Origin of the sequence: Janthinobacterium sp. 67 (assembly GCF_002797895.1) — a bacterium.
GTDB lineage: Bacteria > Pseudomonadota > Gammaproteobacteria > Burkholderiales > Burkholderiaceae_D > Janthinobacterium.
This window is the reverse complement of record NZ_PGES01000001.1, coordinates 5,331,601-5,354,791: the sequence shown is the minus strand read 5'-3', so window position 1 is coordinate 5,354,791 and position 23,191 is coordinate 5,331,601. Positions and strand designations below refer to the sequence as shown.

At 60.2% G+C, this 23,191-nt stretch carries 19 protein-coding genes and 1 tRNA gene; 7 read left to right on the top strand and 13 right to left on the bottom strand.

Annotation, left to right across the window (positions count from 1 at the left end; all coding sequences use genetic code 11):
- Positions 1–34: 34 nt before the first annotated feature.
- From CLU90_RS23965 to CLU90_RS23945, 5 genes are all read left to right on the top strand, one after another.
- Positions 35–655, top strand: a complete 621-nt coding sequence (locus tag CLU90_RS23965; protein ID WP_034760097.1) for a YqhA family protein — start codon at positions 35–37, stop codon at positions 653–655.
- 80 nt (positions 656–735) lie between these two features.
- The gene (locus CLU90_RS23960; RefSeq protein WP_100429045.1) at positions 736–2,277 is read left to right on the top strand and encodes a fumarate hydratase; all 1,542 of its coding nucleotides are present in this window, start codon (positions 736–738) and stop codon (positions 2,275–2,277) included.
- 71 nt (positions 2,278–2,348) lie between these two features.
- Positions 2,349–3,230 carry a glutamate racemase gene (gene murI / locus CLU90_RS23955; protein WP_100429044.1) on the top strand — a complete coding sequence of 294 codons (882 nt, stop codon included), beginning with the start codon at positions 2,349–2,351 and terminating at the stop codon, positions 3,228–3,230.
- Between the two features lie 133 nt (positions 3,231–3,363).
- Positions 3,364–3,439 (top strand) — tRNA-His (locus CLU90_RS23950).
- 181 nt (positions 3,440–3,620) lie between these two features.
- The gene (locus tag CLU90_RS23945; RefSeq protein ID WP_100429043.1) at positions 3,621–4,979 is read left to right on the top strand and encodes a family 43 glycosylhydrolase; all 1,359 of its coding nucleotides are present in this window, start codon (positions 3,621–3,623) and stop codon (positions 4,977–4,979) included.
- Positions 4,980–4,988: 9 nt separating this feature from the next.
- On the opposite strand, the gene CLU90_RS23940 is transcribed toward CLU90_RS23945, so the two are convergent.
- On the bottom strand, positions 4,989–5,432 hold the full coding sequence (locus CLU90_RS23940) for a response regulator (protein ID WP_092716030.1): 444 nt from the start codon (positions 5,430–5,432) through the stop codon (positions 4,989–4,991).
- A 288-nt stretch (positions 5,433–5,720) separates the two neighbouring features.
- On the opposite strand from CLU90_RS23940, the gene CLU90_RS23935 reads away from it, so the two are divergent.
- A complete protein-coding gene (locus CLU90_RS23935) occupies positions 5,721–7,826 on the top strand; it encodes a TonB-dependent receptor family protein (protein WP_100429042.1) in 2,106 nt (701 codons plus the stop codon).
- A 282-nt stretch (positions 7,827–8,108) separates the two neighbouring features.
- On the top strand, positions 8,109–8,558 hold the full coding sequence (locus CLU90_RS23930) for a hypothetical protein (RefSeq protein ID WP_092716026.1): 450 nt from the start codon (positions 8,109–8,111) through the stop codon (positions 8,556–8,558).
- Between the two features lie 478 nt (positions 8,559–9,036).
- Here the strand turns inward: CLU90_RS23930 and CLU90_RS23925 are convergent, their stop codons facing one another.
- The 12 genes from CLU90_RS23925 to rimP all read right to left on the bottom strand — a co-directional run bounded on the left by CLU90_RS23925 (position 9,037) and on the right by rimP (position 23,043).
- A complete protein-coding gene (locus tag CLU90_RS23925) occupies positions 9,037–9,417 on the bottom strand; it encodes a hypothetical protein (RefSeq protein ID WP_092716024.1) in 381 nt (126 codons plus the stop codon).
- 158 nt (positions 9,418–9,575) lie between these two features.
- Entirely contained in the window at positions 9,576–10,148 is a 573-nt protein-coding gene (locus tag CLU90_RS23920) for a hypothetical protein (RefSeq protein ID WP_092716021.1), read from the bottom strand.
- A 168-nt stretch (positions 10,149–10,316) separates the two neighbouring features.
- Positions 10,317–10,643: an energy transducer TonB gene (locus tag CLU90_RS23915; protein ID WP_092716018.1), complete on the bottom strand. Its 327-nt coding sequence runs from the start codon at positions 10,641–10,643 to the stop codon at positions 10,317–10,319.
- Between the two features lie 81 nt (positions 10,644–10,724).
- Entirely contained in the window at positions 10,725–12,470 is a 1,746-nt protein-coding gene (locus tag CLU90_RS23910; protein WP_092716016.1) for a methyl-accepting chemotaxis protein, read from the bottom strand.
- A gap of 534 nt (positions 12,471–13,004) precedes the next feature.
- Positions 13,005–13,466, bottom strand: coding sequence for a hypothetical protein (locus tag CLU90_RS23905; RefSeq protein ID WP_092716014.1), 462 nt, complete (start codon positions 13,464–13,466; stop codon positions 13,005–13,007).
- A complete protein-coding gene (gene dusA, locus CLU90_RS23900) occupies positions 13,466–14,416 on the bottom strand; it encodes a tRNA dihydrouridine(20/20a) synthase DusA (RefSeq protein WP_442906751.1) in 951 nt (316 codons plus the stop codon). The genes CLU90_RS23905 and dusA overlap by 1 nt, the downstream gene beginning before the upstream one ends.
- Positions 14,417–14,580: 164 nt before the next feature.
- Complete coding sequence (gene typA / locus CLU90_RS23895; RefSeq protein WP_092716010.1) at positions 14,581–16,413, bottom strand: translational GTPase TypA; 1,833 nt, start codon at positions 16,411–16,413, stop codon at positions 14,581–14,583.
- Positions 16,414–16,620: 207 nt separating this feature from the next.
- Positions 16,621–17,556 carry a tRNA pseudouridine(55) synthase TruB gene (gene truB / locus CLU90_RS23890; protein ID WP_100429041.1) on the bottom strand — a complete coding sequence of 312 codons (936 nt, stop codon included), beginning with the start codon at positions 17,554–17,556 and terminating at the stop codon, positions 16,621–16,623.
- 2 nt (positions 17,557–17,558) lie between these two features.
- Entirely contained in the window at positions 17,559–17,975 is a 417-nt protein-coding gene (rbfA, locus tag CLU90_RS23885) for a 30S ribosome-binding factor RbfA (protein WP_092716006.1), read from the bottom strand.
- A 112-nt stretch (positions 17,976–18,087) separates the two neighbouring features.
- Positions 18,088–20,946 (bottom strand): translation initiation factor IF-2, encoded by a 2,859-nt coding sequence (infB, locus tag CLU90_RS23880; RefSeq protein ID WP_092716004.1) that lies wholly within the window; start codon positions 20,944–20,946, stop codon positions 18,088–18,090.
- Positions 20,947–20,992: 46 nt separating this feature from the next.
- Entirely contained in the window at positions 20,993–22,558 is a 1,566-nt protein-coding gene (gene nusA / locus CLU90_RS23875; protein ID WP_100429040.1) for a transcription termination factor NusA, read from the bottom strand.
- Complete coding sequence (gene rimP / locus CLU90_RS23870) at positions 22,555–23,043, bottom strand: ribosome maturation factor RimP (protein WP_035828693.1); 489 nt, start codon at positions 23,041–23,043, stop codon at positions 22,555–22,557. The genes nusA and rimP overlap by 4 nt, the downstream gene beginning before the upstream one ends.
- Positions 23,044–23,191: the final 148 nt, after the last annotated feature.

Here is a 23,191-nt window from a genome sequence, read left to right as displayed (position 1 = left end):
AAAATTGGTATTTACTCCCCCAGGAAACCCCTACATGATCGACCACCTACCACCGACCACCAAACATACCAAGCTGCATCCGCTGTCCGCCTTCATCTTCATGTCGCGCTGGCTGCAGTTGCCGCTGTACCTGGGCCTGATCCTCGCACAATGCGTATATGTCTTCCATTTCTGGGTGGAATTGTCCGACCTGATCGGCGCCGTGTTCGGCAATGATGCGGCCCTGCAGCACGTCATCAGCGCCGTGACCGTGCCTGGCGTGCCGCCTCCCGTGAAGCTGAACGAAGCGACCATCATGCTGGTGGTATTAGGCCTGATCGACGTGGTGATGATTTCGAACCTGCTGATCATGGTCATTATCGGCGGCTACGAAACCTTCGTTTCGCGCATGCACCTCGATGACCACCCAGACCAGCCGGAATGGTTGTCGCACGTAAATGCTTCCGTGCTGAAAACGAAATTGGCGATGGCCATCATCGGCATCTCGTCCATCCACCTGCTGAAGACCTTTATCAACGCCACCGCGTATGCCAAGGAACCGAACGTGGTCATCGCGCAAACGGTGATCCACATGGTCTTCATCCTGTCCGCCATGGCGATCGCGTACACCGACCGCATCATGACGGTGACGCAGAACCAGGCACGACCGCATTAAACCCGAAGCCCATGGCTGCCAGCGGCGGCCATGGGCTTTCAGCAAAGAGTCTTACCCTTCTTATCCACCGCGAGAACACCATGACTGTCATAAAGCAAGAAGACCTGATCGAATCCGTCGCCGCAGCGTTGCAGTACATTAGCTACTACCACCCTGCTGATTACATCGAACACCTGGCGCGCGCCTATGAGGCTGAGCAAAGCCCGGCGGCGAAAGATGCGATCGCGCAAATCCTGACCAACTCGCGCATATGCGCGGAAGGCAAGCGTCCTATCTGCCAGGACACGGGTATCGTCAACGTCTTCCTGAAAATCGGCATGGGCGTGCGCTTCGAAGGTTTCAGCGGCACCGTCACCGACGCCGTCAACGAAGGCGTGCGCCGCGCGTACAACTTCGACGACAACAAGCTGCGCGCTTCCATCGTGGCCGACCCGCACTTCGACCGCAAGAACACCAAGGACAACACGCCAGCCGTGGTGCACATGGAACTGGTCGAAGGCAATACCGTCGACGTGAAAGTGGCTGCCAAGGGCGGCGGCTCGGAAAACAAATCCAAAATGATCATGATGAACCCGTCCGATTCGCTGGTCGACTGGGTCATGAAAACCGTGCCGACCATGGGCGCCGGCTGGTGCCCGCCAGGCATGCTGGGCATCGGTATCGGCGGCACGGCCGAAAAAGCCATGCTGATGGCAAAAGAGGTGTTGATGGAAGACATCGACATGTTTGAGCTGAAACAACGCGGCCCGCAAAACAAGCTGGAAGAACTGCGTATCGAGCTGTGCGACAAGATCAACTCGCTGGGCATCGGCGCGCAGGGCCTGGGTGGCCTGACGACCGTGCTCGACGTGAAAATCATGATGCACCCGACGCACGCCGCGTCGAAGCCTGTCGCCATGATCCCGAACTGCGCCGCCACGCGCCACGGCCACTTCGTGCTGGATGGCTCGGGCCCTGCCTACATGGAACCGCCATCGCTGTCGTCGTGGCCGGAAGTGCACTGGACGCCGGATACGGAAAAATCCAAGCGCGTCGACCTGAACACCCTGACGAAAGAAGAAGTCGCTTCGTGGACGCCGGGCCAGACCTTGCTGTTGAACGGCAAGATGCTGACGGGCCGCGACGCCGCACACAAGCGCATCCAGGACATGCTGGCCAAGGGCGAGGAATTGCCTGTCGATTTTAAAAACCGCGTGATCTACTACGTCGGCCCGGTCGACCCCGTGCGCGACGAAGTGGTCGGCCCTGCCGGCCCGACGACGGCCACGCGCATGGACAAGTTCACCGACATGATGCTGGAAAAAACCGGCCTGATCGCCATGATCGGCAAGGCCGAGCGGGGACCTGTCGCCATCGAATCGATCCAGAAGCACCAGTCGGCCTATTTGATGGCCGTGGGCGGTTCCGCCTACCTGGTGTCGAAAGCCATCAAGGGCGCGAAAGTGCTGGGCTTTGCCGACATGGGCATGGAAGCGATCTACGAATTCGACGTCGTCGACATGCCGGTCACGGTGGCTGTGGACTCGAAAGGCACATCGGTGCACAACACGGGTCCGAAGGAATGGCAGGCGAAGATCGAGCAACTCAATAGCGTGAGCAAGATTCCCGTGACGGTTGCTTAAACAAGCTCTACCATTAACGCCGCGCGGCAATCAGCGCGGCGTTTTTTTATTTTCATCGGCCTCGGCTTAATATGACTTTTACCTTAAGTAATAGCGCAAATCTGGGGTCAGACCCGGCGGGTCTGACCCCAGCAGTCAAGCTGCCTATCGGCATCTTCGACTCCGGCGTGGGCGGCCTGTCGGTGCTGCGCCATATCCGCGCACAGCTGCCGCAGGAAGACCTGATTTACTTTGCCGATTCCGGCCATGCGCCGTATGGCGACAAGACGGAACAGCAGGTGATCGACCGTTCGCTGGCAGTGGCCGGCTATCTGCTGCAGCAAGGCGCGAAAGCACTGGTCGTCGCCTGCAACACGGCCACGATCGCCGCCATCAAGGCGCTGCGCGCGCGCTACCCGGACCTGCCCATCGTCGGCGTCGAACCGGGCCTGAAACCGGCGGCTGCCATCAGCCGCAACGGCAAGATCGGCGTGCTGGCCACCGAGCGCACCTTGCGCGGCGACAAGCTGCTGGCCTTGCGCGAACAAGTCAGCAGCGCGACCGGCGCCACATTCATCTTGCAGCCCTGCGTGGGCCTGGTCGAACGCATCGAACAGTCCGCGATGGGCAGCGACCCGCTCGACGCCACCAGCGCCATGCTCGAGCGCTATATCGCGCCCCTGCTGGCGCAAGGCGTCGATACCCTCGTGCTCGGCTGCACCCACTACCCGTTCGTGCAGGACGCCATCGAACGCACGGTGCGCGCGCATACGGCGGAACCCGTCACCCTGGTCGATACCGGAGAAGCCGTGGCGCGCCAGCTGACCCGCCTGCTCGACGCCGCCAGCCTGCGCCGCGGCGGCAACGACGCGCCACGACTGCAGGGCTACACGACGGCCAAGGTCGAAGCCCTGGCGCAAGCCTTCACCGGTTTGCTGGACTTGCACCCGCCCGTCGAACACCTGTCCGTATGAGGGAAAACAGGCGTTTTCATGCAATCTTTCGATTCTTTAAAAAAGACTGCATTTAGATTTGCCACTTTGCCGAGTTCTTTGTATAATTCGGCACCTGTTCAGCAAAACAGCTAAACAGGTAAGTAAGACAGTGGTGGCTGTAGCTCAGTTGGTAGAGTCCAGGATTGTGATTCCTGTTGTCGTGGGTTCGAGCCCCATCAGCCACCCCACAGAATAAAGAAGAGCCCGGTTTTCGAACCGGGCTTTTTCTATTCCAGCGCCGCTTTTATTTCCTCCCCGATACCCGCCCCGGTATCGCTTCCTGTAAAAAATTCATTAGTGCAAATTTGACCATCGCCCTACTCTGGGGTGCGGCCTGGACCGCCCCATAAAAACAGTACGGAGACAACGATGAAGCAAATCCTGGCAGCACTGTGCCTGATGTTCTGCGCCCATGCGCAAGCAATCAACCTGACGGGCGTGCCGAACGCGCACGACCCCGGCACCCTCACGCGCGACGGCGACACGTATTTCAATTTCACGACGGGCGACGGCATCTGGTATTCCACCTCGACGGACTTGCTGAAATGGTCGGCCGGCCCCGCGCCCGTGTTCAGCATGCCGCCGGCCTGGATCGCCAACAAAATCCCCAACTTCAGCGGCTCGTACTGGGCGCCGGACGTGATCCACATGAACGGCTACTACTATTTGTATTACTCGGTCTCCACCTTCGGCACGTCCGTGTCGGCCATCGGCGTGGCCCGCTCGGCCTCGCTGAAAAACCCCAGCTGGACGGATCTGGGCATCGTCGTGCAATCGTATGGAGGCGGCGCGGAAATCAATGCCATCGACCCGGCCCTGTTCCGCGATTACGATGGCAAGGTCTACATGTCGTATGGCTCGTTTTTCGGCGGCATCGGCGTGACGGAAATCAACCAGGCCACGGGCAAGACAAGCGGCAACGTCACCACCATCCTCGGTGGCGGCGGCAAGGATATCGAAGCGCCCTATATCACGCGCGACGGCGAGTACTACTATCTGTTCGCCAACCGCGGCAAATGCTGCCAGGGCGCCGCCAGCACGTATTACGTGGAAGTGCAGCGCGCCAGCAGCGTGACGGGGCCGTACAGCGGCACGCGCACGGTGCTGCCCAACCTCGACGGCAAATACAAGGGACCGGGCCATATCGGCGTGCTCAAGCAGGATGGCTGCAACTACACGTCGATCCACTATTACGACGTCAACGACAACGGGACGGCCAAGCTCGATATCTTAAAAATGACGTATGAGGGCGGCTGGCCCAGCCTGACGCGCAATTTCACGGTCGCCAGCTGCGGCGGCATCTCGGACGGACCCACGGTGCTGCGCTCGCGCCTGAGCGGCAAGGCGCTGGCCGTGGCGGGCGCCGGCACGGCGAATGGCGCGCTGGTGCAGCAGCAAACGTATACGGGAGCAAAACACCAGCAATGGTATGTGGTGGGACATGGCGACGGCTACTATAGCCTGATCAATGCGAACAGCCTGCTGGGCCTGGACGACTACAACAATTCGACCACGGCCGGCACGAATATCGCGCAATGGAATTACTGGGGCGGACTGGGCCAGCAATGGCGCTTCGCCAGCCCCGCAGCCGGCTACCAGACGATCAGCAACCGCTACAGCAACCTGACCCTGGACGTATTGAATCTGAGCACGGCGGAAAACGCGCAGATCATCCAGTGGAATCTGACCAATGCGAACAACCAGCAGTGGTCGCTGAGCAGGCCTTAGGACAGGGGCCTAGCCCGCCAGCACCGACTGCACCGTCGTCGCCAGGTCTTCCAGGCGCACGGGTTTGACGAGGAAGTGGCGGAAGCCCACGGCCAGCGCATCGTCCATGTACATGGGCAGGCTATGGCCGGTGACGGCGATCAGCACGGCGTTGGCCGTTTCGGGATTGTGGTGCAGGCGGCGGCCGATTTCGATGCCGCTGATGCCGGGCATTTCGATGTCGAGGTAGACGGCGTCGGGCACGCACAGCTTGACTTGCTCGACGGCCATCTGCCAGTTGCGCACCACCACGGCGTGGTGGCCCAGCGCTTCAAGCAGCATGGCCAGCGATTCGCCGACTTCCTGGTTGTCGTCGACCACCAGGAGATTGAGCTTGCGGGCGGCGGCAGGCCGCTCGGCCTGGCGGCGGTCAACGGAGGAAATGCCTGGTGTCGTTTCAGTTGTCTGGCTCATTGTACGTTCACGTCTGACGGCTGCAAAAGCGGGAGTATACAAGAAGCCTTCGCAATGCCGCCGCACCCGAGCAATGGTGCCAAGCGGCAATCCAAACCGCCCACCGTACCGCGCCAGCAACACTTCCCCATCCCACAGGCAGGCATATAGCCACTACGCAACATTCGCAATTGACGGATAAAATGAGAATCATTATCATTCTTATCCCCTTGCGCCGGATGTCCACGCCACGATGTTGTCGCGCCGCCCGATTGCCCGCGCAAACATTGTCACTACGGAGATCCATGCATGGCCGCCACATTTTCCACACTGCCCTTTTCGCTGCGCCCGTGCGCGCTGGCCATCGCCCTCGCCTGCCTGAACGCGCCCATCGCCGCGCAGGCACAGCAAGCCAATACCGCCGATAACGCCGGGCCCATCCTGGAATCGATCCAGGTCAGCAGCAACCTGCTGGGCACCAGCATGGCCGCCAGCACGAAGAATTTCGCGGGCGCCCGCACGGTGGTGCAAAAGGACGACATCGAAAACTCGGGCGCGACCAGCCTCAGCGACGTGATGCGCCGCATTCCCGGCGTGCAGATCAGCGACAACTCGGGCAGCGCCGGCAGCGCCATTTCCCTCAATATCGGCGTGCGCGGCCTGGCTGGACGCTATTCGCCGCGCAGCACGGTCTTGCTGGACGGCATTCCGATGTCGGTGGCGCCGTATGGCCAGCCGCAACTGTCGTTCGCGCCCGTCAGCCTGGCCAATGTCGAGACGGTCGACGTGGTGCGCGGCGGCGGCGCCGTGCGCTTCGGCCCGCAAAACGTGGGTGGCATCATCAACTTCAAGACCCGCCGCGTGCCCACCACGCCAGGCGTCACGGGCGACGCCACCGTGCGCTACAACGCGTACAGCGAAGTGGGCCACAACACGCAGGCCAGCGTCTTTGCCGGCACCCAGCTCGACAGTGGCCTGGGCCTGGCGGTGCTGTATTCGGGCATCCGCGGCAGCGACTGGCGCGTGGGCAGCGATGAAAAAGTCAACGACTTCGCCCTCAAATTCCGTTACGACCTGAGCCCGACGGCCGAGGTGTACGCCAAGCTGTCCTACTACGACGTGACGTCGCGCACGCCAGGCGGCCTGACCGCCGCGCAATACAAGCAGGACCCGTTCCAGAACACGCGCCCGACCGACTTCTGGAGCGGCGAGCGCAAGGCCTTCGACATCGGCTACCTGAATGCCATGTCGAACACGCAGGAATTCGAGGTGCGCGCCTATTACAACAAGAGTTCGCGCGAAAGCACCCTGATCAGCGGAAAAAACCTGGGCCACCAGCCGCGCAACTATGAAACGACGGCCATCGAGCCCCGCTACACGCAACGTTTCATCACGGGCAAGGTATCGCAGGACGTCACCGTCGGCTACCGCTACCTGGCCGAACGGGCCGACGAGAGCATCTATAACGTCGTCATCGCCAGCGGCGTGCGGCAGGCGCCGACGCGCTTCGCCGACAACTCGACCGATGCGCAAGCCGTGTATATCGACGACAAGATCGCCATCGACGCGTGGCGCATCACGCCGGGCGTGCGCTACGAGCACATCAAGACGGAACGCTACAACCACTTGCCGACCGACCAGAAGATCGATCTGCTCAACAACAAGGCCCTGCCCTCGCTGAACGTGGCCTACTTGCTCAACAACAATGTGACCCTGTTCGGCAACTACAACAGCTCGTTTGGCGCCGTGCAAAATACGCAGCTCAATGCGCAATCGAGCAAGAACCCGCTGCAGCCGGAGCTGGCGAAAACGGCCGAGCTGGGCGCGCGCTGGAAGAGCGACCAGCTGTCGGTCGAAGCGACCTTGTTCAACATCAAGTTCGACAACCAGATCCAGTCCATCGGCAGCGGCGAAAACGTCGTCTTCTACAACGTGGGCGCCACGCACCACCGGGGCCTGGAATCGGCCGTCGACTACCACTTCGACAAGTCCGGCCCGCTGGCCGGCTTGAACGCCTACGCCACCTACACCTATACCAAGGCGACCCTGCAGGATGGCGTGAACGCTGGCAACGACGTGCCCTTCTATTCGCGCACCACGGACACCATCGGCGCCCACTACCAGCTGGGCGCCTGGGGCTTCGACCTGTCCAGCAACCACCAGAGCCGCCAGTTCGCCGACGAAGCCAACACCGTGGCGGAAAACGCGGCTGGCAACTTGGGCGTGATTCCCGGCTTCCGTACCTGGAACACGCAAGTGAAATGGAAAGTACCGGGCCAGAATGGCCTGGAGCTGGTCGCCGGCGTCAACAACCTGGCCGACAAGCGTTATTTCACGCGCACCTCGGACGGCAACCTGGGCAAGCTGGTGGGTGCACCGCGCATGGTCTACCTGCAAGGGCGCCTGGCGTTCTGATCCCCTTGCGCAGCTGCTCCCGTCGAAGCGGAGCAGTCGCACACAAGCCGTCCCGGCGCGTGGCCGGGCGGCATTTTTCATGAAAAAAATAAGTGCACCACATCAATAAATGTTGCCATAAAGAATTAAATTGGCGCTACAATAGCAGGGTATCAAGCAATGCCCAGCATCGCTCCGCCAAGGCCCCTACCCCGCCTTGATCATCAGCACGCATTTATTGAACAGGAAGGCTGGCAACGCCGGCGCCATCTCCGCGCCTGGCACGGCCACCGCACACGCACCATGTCCGCAGAAAAAACCATTAGCGAAACAAGTTCCTACGGCAAGGAAACGCCCGTGGGACGTCCCGACATCGATGGCCGCGCCGGCATTTTCGTGCCCACGGCGGAATTCGACATCGACAACACCACCACCATCCGCAAGGGTGCGGGCATTGTCGGCTTCGGCAATCTCGATGGCACCCTGACCGTGTATTTCGAAGCGAACCGCTTCGACGAAAGCAATCTGCACAAGTGGGAACACAAGGCGCGCAAGGCCTACGACCGCATGGTCATGGGCGCGCCCACGGTGTCGAAGGCGAAGATCGATGCGCGCATGCTGGAACAGGTGGGCATCATCGATGGCATGGGCATCAATCTCAAGCACCCGGAACGCCTGACGCACTGGCTGGCGATCTCGAACGTGCCGGACACGGCGCCGGAAGAGCCGGTAGTGCGCTGGAAAAACCGCTAAGTAATCCTCAGGAAATTATTGTGAAGTTATGACGAACAGAACCTGATGCTATGCAAGGCGCCCGCTGCGACGCAGTGCGAGCACTGCTAGCAGTGGGCAACGCCGCAGAGCGCAGGTTATGGAAGTCAGAAATCGCAATAATTTATTGGGGGTTACTCAGACGCCTGGAGAGCAAGGCGGGGCCTCACGCACGAGGTGTTGTCCTACATCGTGGCGGACATTCATCCGATGCCCAAAGGCATCATCTCATCCTATGATGAAAGCCTGACAACACACCTCATCCACTCAGGAGTACGACATGTCCCGCCTCATTCCGATCAGCTTTGGCGCCTTGCAAATAGGTCTGGCAGCGGCGGCGATGTACATCCTGTGCTCGGCGGACGTGTTGCACCAGGGTTCGGTGTATTTCCACTAGTAAAATGACAAAGCCGGGCAAGCAATGCTTGTCCGGCTTTGTCCTGCATGCCACCGCAACAGACTAGCGGCGGCCGTGGTAACGTCCATGCCCGCCCCAGCCGCCGCGGTGTCCACCGTAACGTCCAAAGCCAAACATGAAATCGAGCCCGATCGTCACGGGCGGATTGTAATAATACGGTTGCGGCGCGTACACGGGCGCCGGCACATACACGGGCTGCTGCACGTACACCGGCTGCTGCACATACACGGGTTCATTCGTATATTCCACGCGCGGTTCGCTCATCACGCGGCCCGACTGCACCGGCTCGGACGAGACCGTATGCCATTCATAGGGATTGTAGGCCCCCTGTGGCGCGCGCGACCCGTAATACGCGGGGCCGGGCGGCGCCACGGCGCAGCCACCCAGGGCGGCCAGCGAAATTACTGCCAACAGGGTTTTCATCGTCATTCTCCTCAACCAGTACTATTACTGCATCTAATTAAGTACTATAAGAAATTACGCCGGGCTTTGCTGCGCTTTTACCGATTGTTACACCCCGAAGCACGCCGCAACATGATATGTGGCAAAGCCGCCACAAGCGGCCCGCGCGGCATGTTTCCTCAAATAAATGGAATCGCGCAGGTATCGATGGCCTTGCCGGCCGCATCGTAGCGCTGCACGCACACCTGGTAGCGTACGCCATAATCGAGCTCGACTTGCTCGACCTTGCCATACTTCAATTTCCAGCTGGGCTGCACCTGTTGCCGCCCAGCCAGCGCGGCCACATCCTGAGGAATCGCCATCGCCGTCTGCATCTCGCCCTGGCGCGCATCCTGACGCCGCGCCACGTCGATCGACACATTCACGGCCAGGTCGACGCCGCCGTCCACATAGCTGAGCGTGGGAGACCCGCGCTGCGCCCGCATCACGCCCCAGGCGCAAGGCTTGGCGCCGGCCTCGCATTGCTTCAGCTGTGCCAGCGGAAAATATTCGGGGGCAATCTTGCCATTCTTGATGGGCCAACTGGTGCGCACGCCGTCGCGCTTGCCCGTCAGGGGATTGTCCCAGCTCAGGCTATTGACGACGGCCACGGTCTGCCCCTCCTGCAAGCCCACGGGCGTGCCCAGCGTGGCGCAGGCGGAAAGCAGCAAGCCGGTGGCGGCCAGGGAAGAAAGTGTCAGGATGCGCTGCATGGTAGGCCTCTTGTGGTGGGAGATCCCGAAGGTATGTTTCGAGGGTAACAGAATCGGCGGCAACAGTGCCGTTGGCTGGCGCACATAACACTACGGGCGGCACCCTTGCAGGCGCCGCCCGTATAGCGGATACGGCCATGCCGGGAGCGTGGCTCCCGGCGACGTGGATCAGTCCAGCTTCCAGGCGTAATCGACCTTGGTCCAGGTTTGCGCCGCGGCGCCATCCTTGGTGCCCGGCTTGAACTTGCACGCGGACAGGGCCTTGATGGCGGCCTTGTCCAGGTTCTTGAAGCCGCTGCTCTTCTCGACTTTCGAATCGGCAACGCTACCATCGGCATTGACGAGGAAAGACATCGACACGGTGCCCTGCTCTTCGTTCATCAGCGACGCTTTCGGATAGTCGGCCTTGCAGTTCTTGGCATCGAACGACGCCGGTACCTCGGCAGCGAAGGCCGTGGAAGAAACGGACACCAGCAAGGCTGCTGCAACACTCATAAAACGCTTATTCTCAAACATGTGCTTCCCCATGATTATCAGATACGGTATTGACTACTTTCTGTGCGCTGTTGGCCGCGCTTAAAACTCTTCCCACTCGTCATTACTGGTACTGCTGGCCGCTGCCGCCTTGCGTGGCGCCGCAGCAGCCACGGGAGCGGCCGCTTCCGTCTTGCGGGTCAGCGATTTCACCGGACGCAATGCCGGCGCCGGCTTGCGTACGGCCACCGGTGCGGCGGCCGCAGGGGCCGGCACATACGCGGCCGGCTTCTCTTCGCCTTCGACCAGTTTGAAGATGCTGACCACGTGGGCCAGTTCGGCCGCCTGGTCCTGCAAGCTTTGCGCCGCAGCGGCTGCCTGCTCCACCAAGGCCGCATTTTGCTGCGTCATGCCATCCATCTCGATGATCGACAGGTTGACCTGTTCGATGCCGGCGCTTTGCTCCTGGCTGGCACTGGCGATCTCGCTCATGATGTCGGTCACGCGGCGCACGCTGTCGACCACTTCGCCCATCGTCACGCCGGCCTGGCCGACCAGGCGCGTGCCGCGTTCCGTCTTCTCGGCCGAATCGTCGATGAGGATCTTGATTTCCTTGGCGGCGCCAGCGGAGCGCTGGGCCAGGTTGCGCACTTCCGACGCCACCACGGCAAAGCCGCGGCCTTGTTCGCCGGCGCGTGCCGCTTCCACGGCCGCGTTCAGCGCCAGGATGTTGGTCTGGAAAGCGATGCCGTCGATCACGCCAATGATGTCGACAATCTTCTTCGCCGATTCATTGATCGAGCTCATGGTGTCGACCACTTGCGACACGACGGAACCGCCCTTCAGGGCCACGTCCGAAGCCGTGGCGGCCAGCTTGTTGGCTTCGCGCGCATTGTCCGCATTCTGTTTCACGGTCGAAGTCAGCTCTTCCATGGCCGACGCCGTTTTTTCCAGCGCGCTGGCTTGCATTTCCGTGCGCGACGACAGGTCGATATTGCCGTCGGCAATTTCACGCGAGGCCGTGCCGATGGTTTCCGTACCGACGCGCACCTGGCCAACGATGCCCACCAGGCTGTTGCGCATTTCCTTCATTTCCGCCAGCAGGCTGGAATTGTCCGACGGTTGCGTGTGGATGCCGATCGACAGGTCGCCATTGGCGATGCTGCCGGCGATCGATGCCGTGTAGTCCGGTTCGCCGCCCAGCTGTTTCAGCAAGCCGCGGGTAATTACCAGTGCCGCCGCCACGCCCATCGCCACGGCCAGTACGCCGAGGATGATCATGAACAGGCGCGCGCTGTCGAAGGCCTTGCGGGCATCGGCCTGCATCTGCTCGTTGAGCTTGTCTTCCAGCACGGCCAGCTGCTCCAGCGCTTCCATCCATTTTTTCTGTACCGGGCGGATTTCCTTGATCATCACGCGCGTGGCGCCTTCCGCGTCATTGGCCATCCACAGCGCGGACGCCTTGGCGATGGCCGGCATGGCGGCCGCTTCGTATTCCTTGATCGAGCTCAGCAGGGCTTTTTCTTCAGGAGTCGACTCGACGGCGAACTTCTCTTCGAGCTTCTTCTGCGTTTCCTGATAGGTGCTCGTCTGCGTCTTGATACGCGCCATTTCCGGCTCCATATCGCCCGCGTCAGTCATCAGGGTGAGGATGCGCAGCGAGGTGATGCGGTCGCTGACGTTGCCACGCATGTCGATCACCAGGCGGGTGACGACGTTGTTGACATTGATCACGTGATCGAGACGTTCCTGGATTTGCGCCATGCGCGCGATGCCGAGGACGGTCACGGCCACCAGCAGAACCAGTACCAGGGCGAAACCCAGGCCCAGGCGGGTACCAACCTTCATTTTTGCTAAATTCATTTCGGCTCTTCGTAAATGAAACTATTGATAAGGATTTTTGCCCGGCACGACAAGACGAAGGCTGCGCAGCACCGGATCCGCCCTTACCCATTGGTATGCTGGCGGTATCCGGCCGCACGCAGCCCGGGGTACTTCCTGGTCTTTCAGCAGCCCTGGAAACGCCAGTGACTGCGAATGCAAACTTGTTCCACACGCTGAATTTTTGACACCGTTGATGTGAGATCAACATCAAACATTCATATGAGAAATATTTGTCTATAATCAATTATAGGTGTAAATTTTGCCTCAAAGCAAGCAATATGTACCCGAATAAATGGCTGATTAACTTTCTTCGGGGAAATGGCAACAACGCCGTTTCTTGCCTCTTAGAAATGCCCCACGACAGTGCGGGCATGCGCTGAAACAGCGCATTTACAACACATGGCATAGCCATATTGCATCGTTTTGGGAGGGGGACTCAGAGGAAGGGGAAGTGCGGACAATACCAGCGCACAGCAGCACCGGTATAGACAAGTTGGCTCAGCTGTCCCAGCTGCAATGCATCATATAGGCGTGACACTCTGTGCCGAAGACAAAGACGCTCCAGATGGCGCCCAATTGACCGGCCAGGCTGCGCTGGCCAGACGATACCAGTTGATACCAGCGGGGCTCGGCGCCCAGCAGTTCGGCCAGTTCGCGCTCGAAACCGTCATATAAACGGGTGTCGAGCGGCTGGCGGTCGGCCTCGCTCGCCGGGCGAACGCGTTCGAGCAGCCACTGGCGCGGCGTGCACGCGACGCCGCTGCACGCAACGCTCTCGAGCGGCTGCAGACGCAAGCCGTCCGGCGACACATCCAGCGCGCGGCACAGGGCATCGAACGATGCCTGCGGCGCGGCGGGTCCCAGATACGTGCAGAGCAAGTCGCTGCCGTCATCCTTGAGCGCGCTGACGGCTTGCAGATAGCCGTCGATGTGGCGCGCATGGCCGTGGAAATCGTCCATTACGCAGGCAAGGACAAGCGCGCCGCCGCTTCCAGCAGCAAACGCGGATCGCCCGACGCCAGCTTCTTGGAATCGGACAGGGTCTGGCGGAAGCCGCGCGCGCCGGGCAGATTTTGCATCAGGCCCAGCATGTGGCGCGTGACGCTGTTCAGTTTTAATCTCCCCGCTTCTTTTTCCAGCTGCGCACTGATATACGGAATCATCGCTTCGAGCACCTGCTCGCGCGTTTTGACGGGCGCGTCGTCGCCGTAATAGCGCTGGTCGAACTGCGCCATCACGTAGGGGTTGTGATACGCCTCACGGCCCAGCATCACGCCGTCCAGGTGCTGCAGGTGCAGGTCGATTTCATCGAGCGTCTTGATGCCGCCGTTAATGATGAACTCGAACTGGGGAAAATCGCGTTTCAATCGATACGCGTAATCGTATTTCAGGGGCGGCACTTCGCGGTTTTCCTTCGGGCTCAGGCCTTTCAGGATGGCGTTGCGCGCATGCACGATAAACGTCTTGCAGCCGGCGTCGGCCACGGTGCCGACGAAATCGCGCACGAAATCGTACGACTTGCTGTCATCGATGCCAATGCGGTGCTTGACGGTGACGTCGATGTCGACCACGTCGCGCATGGCTTTCACGCAGTCGGCCACCAGTTGCGGCTCGGCCATCAGGCAGGCGCCGAACGCGCCCTTCTGCACGCGCTCGGACGGGCAGCCGCAGTTCAGGTTGACCTCGTCGTAGCCCCACTGCTCGCCCAGTTTGGCGCTGGTGGCCAGGTCCTTCGGATCGCTGCCGCCCAGCTGCAGCGCCACCGGATGCTCTTCCTCGTTGAAGCGCAAATGGCGCTCCACGTCGCCATAGACCAGCGCGCCCGTCGTCACCATCTCGGTGTAGAGCCAGGTATGGCGCGTGATTTCGCGGTGGAACTTGCGGCAATGGCGGTCGGTCCAGTCCATCATCGGAGCGACGGACAGGCGGCGGGAAGGCAAAGAAGAGGAAGTCATGGTATCTACAAAAAACAGGGGCTGCAAATGACAAACCCGCTGCGCGCCTCACCGGTGAAGGAAAGGCGGAGCAACGGGCTTGAGCGCGGCATGGCCCGCAGGCCATGCTCTACAACAGATTACGAATCGCGCGACGCTTTTTTACGCTCGTGCTCTTTCAGGAAGCGCTTGCGCAGACGGATCGATTTAGGCGTGATTTCCACCAGTTCGTCGTCCTCGATGAATTCGACTGCGTATTCCAGCGACATCTGGATTGGCGGTACCAGGCGCACCGCTTCGTCGGTACCCGACGAACGCACGTTGGTCAGCTGCTTGCCCTTGATCGGGTTGACGACCAGGTCGTTGTCGCGCGAGTGGATACCGATGACCATGCCTTCGTACACTGGATCGTTGTGCGACACGAACATGCGGCCGCGGTCTTGCAGTTTCCAGATAGCGTAGGCAACAGCGGCGCCGTCGTCTTGCGAGATCAGCACGCCGTTACGACGGCCGGCCATTTCGCCACGGGTGTTGTCGACAGGCGCGTATTCGTGGAATACGTGGCTCATCAGGCCGGTGCCGCGGGTCAGGGTCATGAATTCGCCCTGGAAGCCGATCAGGCCACGCGCCGGGATCAGGTACTCGAGGCGTACGCGGCCCTTGCCATCCGATTCCATGTTTTGCAGGTCGCCGCGACGACGGCCCAGTTCTTCCATGACGCCGCCCTGGTTGGCTTCTTCAACGTCGACGGACAGGTTTTCAAACGGCTCGTGGCGCACGCCATCGACCATCTTGAACACCACGCGTGGACGCGATACGGCCAGCTCGAAGCCTTCGCGACGCATGTTTTCGATCAGAATCGTCAGGTGCAGCTCGCCGCGGCCCGATACTTCGAAGATCGTGTCGTCGTCGGTTGGCGCCACGCGCAGAGCAACGTTGGCTTTCAATTCTTTTTCCAGACGGTCACGCAGCTGACGCGAAGTCACGAACTTGCCTTCGCGGCCAGCCAGTGGCGAGTTGTTGACCATGAAGTTCATCGTCAGGGTTGGCTCGTCGACGGTCAGCATCGGCAGCGCTTCAGGCGTGTCCAGTGCGCACAGGGTCGAACCGATGCCGATTTCGTCGATACCGTTGATCAGGCAGATGTCGCCGGCGACGGCTTCGTCCACCAGCACGCGCTCCAGGCCCTTGAAGTTCAGCACCTGGTTGATGCGGCCTTTGATTGGCGTAGCGCCTGGGCCATTGATGACCAGCACGTCCTGACCAACTTTGACGGTACCGCGGTTGACGCGGCCAATGCCGATCTTGCCGACGTACGACGAGTAGTCCAGCGAGGTGATCTGCATTTGCAGCGGGCCTTCCGGATTGTCGTCACGTACTGGAACGTGTTCCAGGATGGCGTCGAACATCGGCTTCATGTCGCCGCCGCGCACGTCTTCGGTCAGGCCGGCATAGCCGTTCAGGCCCGAAGCGTAAACGATAGGGAAGTCCAGTTGTTCGTCGGTAGCGCCCAGTTTGTCGAACAGTTCGAACGTCTGGTTGATGGCCCAGTCAGGACGTGCGCCTGGACGGTCGATCTTGTTGACGATAACGATAGGCTTCAGACCCAGTGCCAGCGCCTTGCGCGTGACGAAACGGGTTTGTGGCATCGGGCCTTCCTGCGCATCGATCAGCAGCAGAACCGAGTCCACCATCGACAGAACACGTTCCACTTCGCCGCCGAAGTCGGCGTGGCCTGGGGTGTCGACGATATTGATGTGGGTGCCTTCGTACTCAACGGCGCAGTTCTTCGACAGAATCGTAATGCCGCGCTCCTTTTCCAGGTCGTTCGAGTCCATGACTCGGGTGTCGACCGCTTGGTTTTCACGGAAGGTGCCGGACTGGCGCAGCAGCTGGTCCACCAGCGTGGTTTTGCCGTGGTCAACGTGGGCGATAATGGCGATATTACGAATTGCGCGTTTTGTATTTGACATGGTCGTAGTAGTTACTGAAAAACTGCGGAGTGCGTACAAGATGTACGAGATACCCGAATGCTAATCTATTTCCGGAACCGCGTAGTATAGCATGTTGCGTTGCAACGCTATCTAAAAATGCTGGCGGCTCTTGCAGTCGGGGACGATTTGTTAAAAAAAGCGACACTGGTTCAAGAGTGTCGCTGGGTAATGTGACGTTGCCGTGACTTATTGGTGGGCTGTCGCAATCAAGCGTTCCGGCGCCAGGATGCTGTATTCCTGCAACTGGCCCGTGCCCAGCAGTTTGCTGTCGTGATACACGCGCACACGGCCCGGCTCGCCTGGTACGGCGACGTCTTCCTTGCCCAGCGCGATGCGCTGGCCATGCAGGAAGCGCTTGGCCAATTCTTCCGTCAGCTGGACGGCCGGAAAACTCGACAGCAAGGCGTCGACGGGAGCCAGCAAGCTCAGCGGTTCGGCGTGCGCCGTCAGCTCATCGAGCGTGACGACGCCGTCAAGCGTCAGGTTGCCTACCTGCGTGCGGCGCAAGGCGTTCAGATGCGCGCCACAGCCGAGGGCATGGCCGATGTCTTCGCCCAGCACGCGGATATACGTGCCCTTGCTGCACATCACGGACAATTTCAGGAACGGGGCTTCGTAGCCGAGGAACTCGAGCTTGTGGATGGTCACCGGGCGCGCTTCGCGCTCGAGGGTGATGCCTGCCCTTGCATACTCATATAAGGGCTTGCCGTCTCTTTTCAAGGCCGAGTACATGGGCGGCGTCTGCAGGATAGGCCCGCGGAACCGCGCCAGCACGGCGTCGATCTGCTCCTGCGTGACGTTGACGTCGCGCGTTTCCAGCACTTCGCCTTCCGTGTCGCCCGTATCCGTCGTCTGCCCCAGGTGCACCAGCGTTTCGTAGGTTTTATCGGCTTCCAGCAAGTCCTGCGAGAACTTGGTCGCTTCGCCAAAACACAGCGGCAGCAAGCCCGTGGCGAATGGATCCAGGGTGCCCGTATGGCCCGCCTTTTTCGCGTTCAGCACGCGCTTGGCCTTGATCAGGGCATCGTTGCTGGACCAGCCCACGGGCTTATCGAGCAGCAAGACGCCATCGACCAGGTCGCGCACCCGCTTGATGCCGGGCGGTTTCTTCGGACCCGCCACTGTTATTGCTCGTCCGCTTCTGGTTTGACATCCGGCTCGGCATCGGCCGCGCGCGTGGCGTTGGCCTTGTCGATCAGCAGCGACATTTCCATGCCGCGCGAGGTCGAGCTGTCGTGCACGAAATGCAGCATCGGCAGGGTGTGGATGTGCAGGCGCTTGCCCAGCAAGCCACGGATGAAGCCGGACGCGGCCATCAGGCCTTCGGTGGTGTTCTTGATGGCTTCCTTGCTGTCTTTCAACATCGTGAAAAACACCTTGGCGTGCGCGTAGTCGGGCGTGATCTGTACTTCGGTCACGGTGATCATCGTGCCCACGCGCGGGTCTTTCAATTCGTAGGCGATGATTTCGGCCAGATCGCGCTGGATCTGGTCTGCCACGCGCAAGCCGCGCGCCGGCATGGTTTTGCTATGTTTAGCCATGATTATGCTGTCCTAAGTGCCGCAGGGCGCATGGGTCAAACGGTTGCCCGTTGACCAATGCGCCCCACGTGTTTGCGCGGACATCACTATGTCCGCGCCATTACTGCTGTGATTACAGGGTACGAGCGATTTCCTGGACTTCGAATACTTCCAGTGTGTCGCCAACCTGAATGTCGTTGTAGTTCTTCAGCGACAGGCCGCACTCCAGACCGGCGCGAACTTCTTTCGCATCGTCCTTGAAGCGTTTCAGGGAGTCGATCTCGCCGCTCCATACCACGATGTTGTTGCGCAACAGGCGGACGGAAGAAGCACGCTTGACCACGCCATCGGTGACCAGGCAACCGGCAATCGCGCCCACTTTCGAGACCAGGATAACCTGGCGGATCTCGACCTGGCCGATGACGGTTTCGCGTTTCTCTGGTGCCAACATGCCCGACAACGCCGATTTGATCTCGTCGATCGCATCGTAAATGATGTTGTAGTAGCGAATGTCCACGCCATTCGACTCGGCCAGCTTGCGTGCCTGGGCATCAGCACGGGCGTTAAAGCCGATGATGACCGCTTTCGAGGCGACCGCCAGGTTGACGTCCGATTCCGTGATGCCGCCGACGGCTGCGTGGACAACTTGCACGCGCACTTCGGAGGTCGACAGTTTCTGCAGCGAACCGACCAGCGCTTCCTGCGAACCTTGCACGTCGGTTTTGATGATCAATGGCAAGTTTTTCACTTCGCCTTCGGCCATCTGGTCGAACATGTTTTCCAGTTTCGCAGCTTGCTGCTTCGCCAGTTTCACGTCGCGGAACTTACCTTGACGGAACAGACCGATTTCACGCGCCTTGCGCTCGTCAGCCATGACGACGACTTCTTCACCGGCAACCGGCACTTCCGTCAAGCCCTGGATTTCGACCGGGATCGAAGGACCTGCTTCGGCGATCGGCTTGCCGTTCTCGTCCAGCATGGCGCGAACACGGCCATACGACGAGCCAGCCAGGATCACGTCGCCGCGACGCAAGGTACCGGACTGCACCAGGATCGTCGCGACAGGACCGCGGCCCTTGTCCAGACGCGCCTCGACCACCAGACCGCGCGCAGGTGCTTCCACCGGCGCCGTCAGTTCCAGCACTTCGGCTTGCAGCAGCACTTGCTCCAGCAGGTCGTCGATGCCCTGACCCGTTTTGGCCGACACCGGCACGAATGGCGATTCGCCACCGTATTCTTCCGGCACGACTTGCTCGGCGACCAGTTCTTGCGTCACGCGGTCGACGTTGCCACCTGGTTTGTCGACCTTGTTGATCGCCACCACCAGCGGTACGCCAGCTGCTTTCGCATGGGCAATCGCTTCTTTCGTTTGCGGCATCACGCCATCGTCGGCGGCAACCACCAGAATGACGATGTCGGTTGCCTTGGCGCCACGGGCACGCATCGCGGTAAACGCTTCGTGGCCCGGGGTGTCGAGGAAGGTGATCATGCCGCGTGGCGTATCGACGTGGTAAGCGCCGATATGCTGCGTAATGCCACCGGCTTCGCCGGATGCAACCTTGGCGCGACGGATGTAATCGAGCAACGAGGTTTTACCATGGTCGACGTGACCCATGACGGTGACCACCGGTGCGCGTGGCTTGGTTTCGAAGTGCGCGTGTTCGCCCACATCGGCCAGCAGCGCTTCCGGATCGTCCAGTTCGGCGGCGAACGCCTTGTGGCCCATTTCTTCCACCAGAATCATGGCGGTTTCCTGGTCCAGCACCTGGTTGATCGTGCACATCTGGCCCAATTTCATCAAATGCTTGATGACTTCGGATGCCTTGACGGACATTTTGTGCGCCAGTTCGGCCACGGTGATCGTTTCCGGTACGTGCACGTCCTTGACGACGGCTTCCGTAGGAGCCTGGAAGTTCGATTCACGGTCGTCATGGTGCGTCGGGCGACGGCCCTTCGCGCCACCGCGCCAGCTGTCACGGCCGCCTGGGCCGCTATTGCCGCGTGGTTTCGGACCACCGGTGGTGCCGCGTTTTTTCGCGTCATCGGACCAGGTGGACGACACATTGGCCGACTTGATCGATTTTTTGTCTGCAACAGCAGGCTTCTTGTCGCCCGGCTTGTCGCCAGGTTTCTTGTCAGCAGGCTTGTGCAAGGTGCCTTCCGGCGCCTTCGGCTTGACGGGAACCGGTACGGGTTCCGGTGCCTTGATGGCGCGGCGTGGCGCGTTCATCATGGCCTTGATCTGGGCAACTTCGTCGGCAACGGCCTTGCGTGCGCGCTCGGTGGCTTCCGCTTTGTCAGCGGCTTCCTTGGCGGCAACAGCAGCGGCAGCGGCTTTCTTCTTCGCTTCTTCAGCGGCAGCAGCTTTTTTCGCTTCGGCGGCGGCGTCGTCAACGACAGGCGCAGCGGCGCTGGCGGCAGGCGCGGCGGCAGCCTTGGCGGCCGCTTTCTTCGCTTCCGCTTCCGCTTCTTTCTTCGCAGCCAGTTCAGCCTGTTGCGTGGCTTTCGCCTGGGCTTCTTTTTCCGCGTCGAGCTTGGCCAGACGCTCTTGCTTTTCGCGCAGATCGGCTTCTTGGCGGGCGATCAGTTCAGCCTGTTTACGGGCTTCTTCTTCACGGCGCGCCACGTCGGCGGGATCGATCACCGGTGCGGCAGGCGCAGCCGGTTCAGCCGCGACCGGCGCAGCTTCGTCACGCTGGACGAAAGTACGTTTCTTGCGCACTTCCACCTGGATGGTGCGCGACTTGCCGGTGGCGTCAGCTTGCTTGATCTCAGTCGTTTCCTTGCGGGTCACGGTGATTTTTTTCTTTTCTGTGTCAGCCGCTGCGCCGTGTGTGCGGCGCAGATGATCCAAAAGCTTGTCCTTATCATCTTTCGACAATGGATCTGACGTCGAACTTTTCTCGACGCCGGCAGAACGCAGCTGCGTCAGCAGCAAATCTGCAGGCATCTTCAGTTCGGTGGCAAATTGGGCTACGTTGTTACTCGCCATTCAGTCCTCTTTTCTATGTGTCGCGGAGATGATAAAGATACTCAAATTAAGCCTTTGCGGATTCGGCCAGACTCCATGCCTTGGCTTGCAGCGCCTTGGCACGATCGTCGTATTTCGAGTCAACCAACTTCATCTCATCGTCGGTCACATCTTTAAATTCACTTGTAATCAGTTCACGCGCACGGTCCGCAGACAAGGCCAGGATTGCGCCAAATTCGTCGTATGCCAGTGCTGCAAATGCTTCAACGGTCTTGATACCAGCCAGACCCAGCTTGCCGGCGGTAATGCGGTCCATGCCTTCCAGACCCACCAACGCCTCGTCCATGCCTTCCAGACCCTCTTCCGAAGCAATCGCTTCGGTAACCAGCGCATCACGCGCACGGGTACGGAGTTCATTGACGGTATCTTCGTCAAACGATTCGATTTCCAGCATTTCGGAAATTGGCACGTAAGCGATTTCTTCCAGACTGGCGAAACCTTCTTCCACCAGAATATCGGCCACTTCCTGGTCGACATCGAGCTTTTCCATGAACAGGATGCGCACGGCAGCCGTTTCCTGGGCAGCTTTGTCAGCCGATTCTTCGGCCGTCATGATGTTGATCTTCCAGCCGGTCAGGTCCGAGGCCAGGCGCACGTTCTGGCCGGAACGGCCGATCGCGATTGCCAGGTTTTCTTCGTCCACGACGACATCCATCGCGTGTTTTTCTTCGTCGACCATGATCGACGACACGTTCGCCGGCGCCAGGGCGCCGATAACGAACTGCGCCGGATCTTCCGACCACAGCACGATGTCGACACGTTCGCCGCCGAGTTCACCGGTGACGGCCTGCACGCGCGAACCGCGCATGCCGACGCAAGTACCGATCGGGTCGATGCGCTTGTCGGCCGTGTAGACGGCGATCTTGGCGCGCACGCCGGCATCGCGGGCTGCGGATTTAATTTCCAGCATGCCTTGTTCGATTTCCGGCACTTCCAATTCGAACAGCTTCATGATGAATTCCGGCGCGGTGCGCGACAGAATCACTTGCGGGCCGCGCATGTTGCGGTCGATGCGCAAGATGAAAGCACGCACACGGTCGCCGATACGCAGATTCTCTTTCGGGATCATCTGGTCGCGTGGCAGACGCGCTTCGATCTTGCCCGATTCGACGATGGCGTCGCCGCGCTCCATGCGCTTGATGGTGCCGGTGACGAGCGAATCGCCGCGTTCCAGGAAGTCGACCAGGATCTGTTCGCGCTCGGCGTCACGCACGCGCTGCAGGACGACCTGTTTGGTATCCTGGGCGAAGCGGCGGCCGAATTCGACGGACTCGATCGGTTCTTCGATGTGGTCATCGACTTCGATATCGGGAATCTGTTCTTTTGCCTCGAAATGCAGGATCTCCTGATCCGGCAATTGCAGGCCCGCTTCATCGGGCACCACGTGCCAGCGGCGGAACGATTCGAATTCGCCCGTTTCGCGGTCGATAGAAACGCGGATGTCTACCTCACCCTCATACCGTTTCTTCGTGGCTTGCGCCAACGCGAATTCGAGGGCGCCGAAGACGACATCTTTATCGACGTTTTTTTCGCGCGCCAGCGCGTCAACCAATAATAAAACTTCGCGGCTCATGCTTTGCGTCCCTTAAAAACCACCTGCGGCACCAAGCGTGCCTTATCCACATCGGCGAGCGTAAACTCCAACATCGCCGGACCATCCTTACCTTCAAATTCCAACGACAATTTATCGCCCACGGGTTCTTGCAGAATCCCCTGGAACGATTTCCGGTTGTTCGTACCCGGCATCGCCACCATCAGCTTGACGATGATTTCCTGACCTGCGAAACGGACAAAGTCTTCCAGCTTGCGCACCGGACGATCGAGACCCGGGGATGAAATCTCGAGACGCTCGTAAGGAACGTTCTCGACCGTCAACACATGCGATAACTGGTGACTGACCGTGGCACAGTCTTCGACCGTGATCGGACCTTTTTCAGCGGCATCGGCGGCGCTGAAATCAATAAAGACGCGCAGCAGTCCGCGCTCGGCACGTTCGACATCAACGAGCTCATAGCCCAGACCTGTAACCGTCTTTTCAATTAATCCCAACTGCTGCAAGAAATTCTCCAGAAAAAGGCCTGCTTTTCCGCATCGCGGCACGAAAAACAGCGCCGGCGGCATGCAAAAGAACACGCACAAGTCATATATGGGCCCTTGTTGGCGCCATTACAAACGGTTCAACAAAAAAAAAATGGGCATCTGCCCA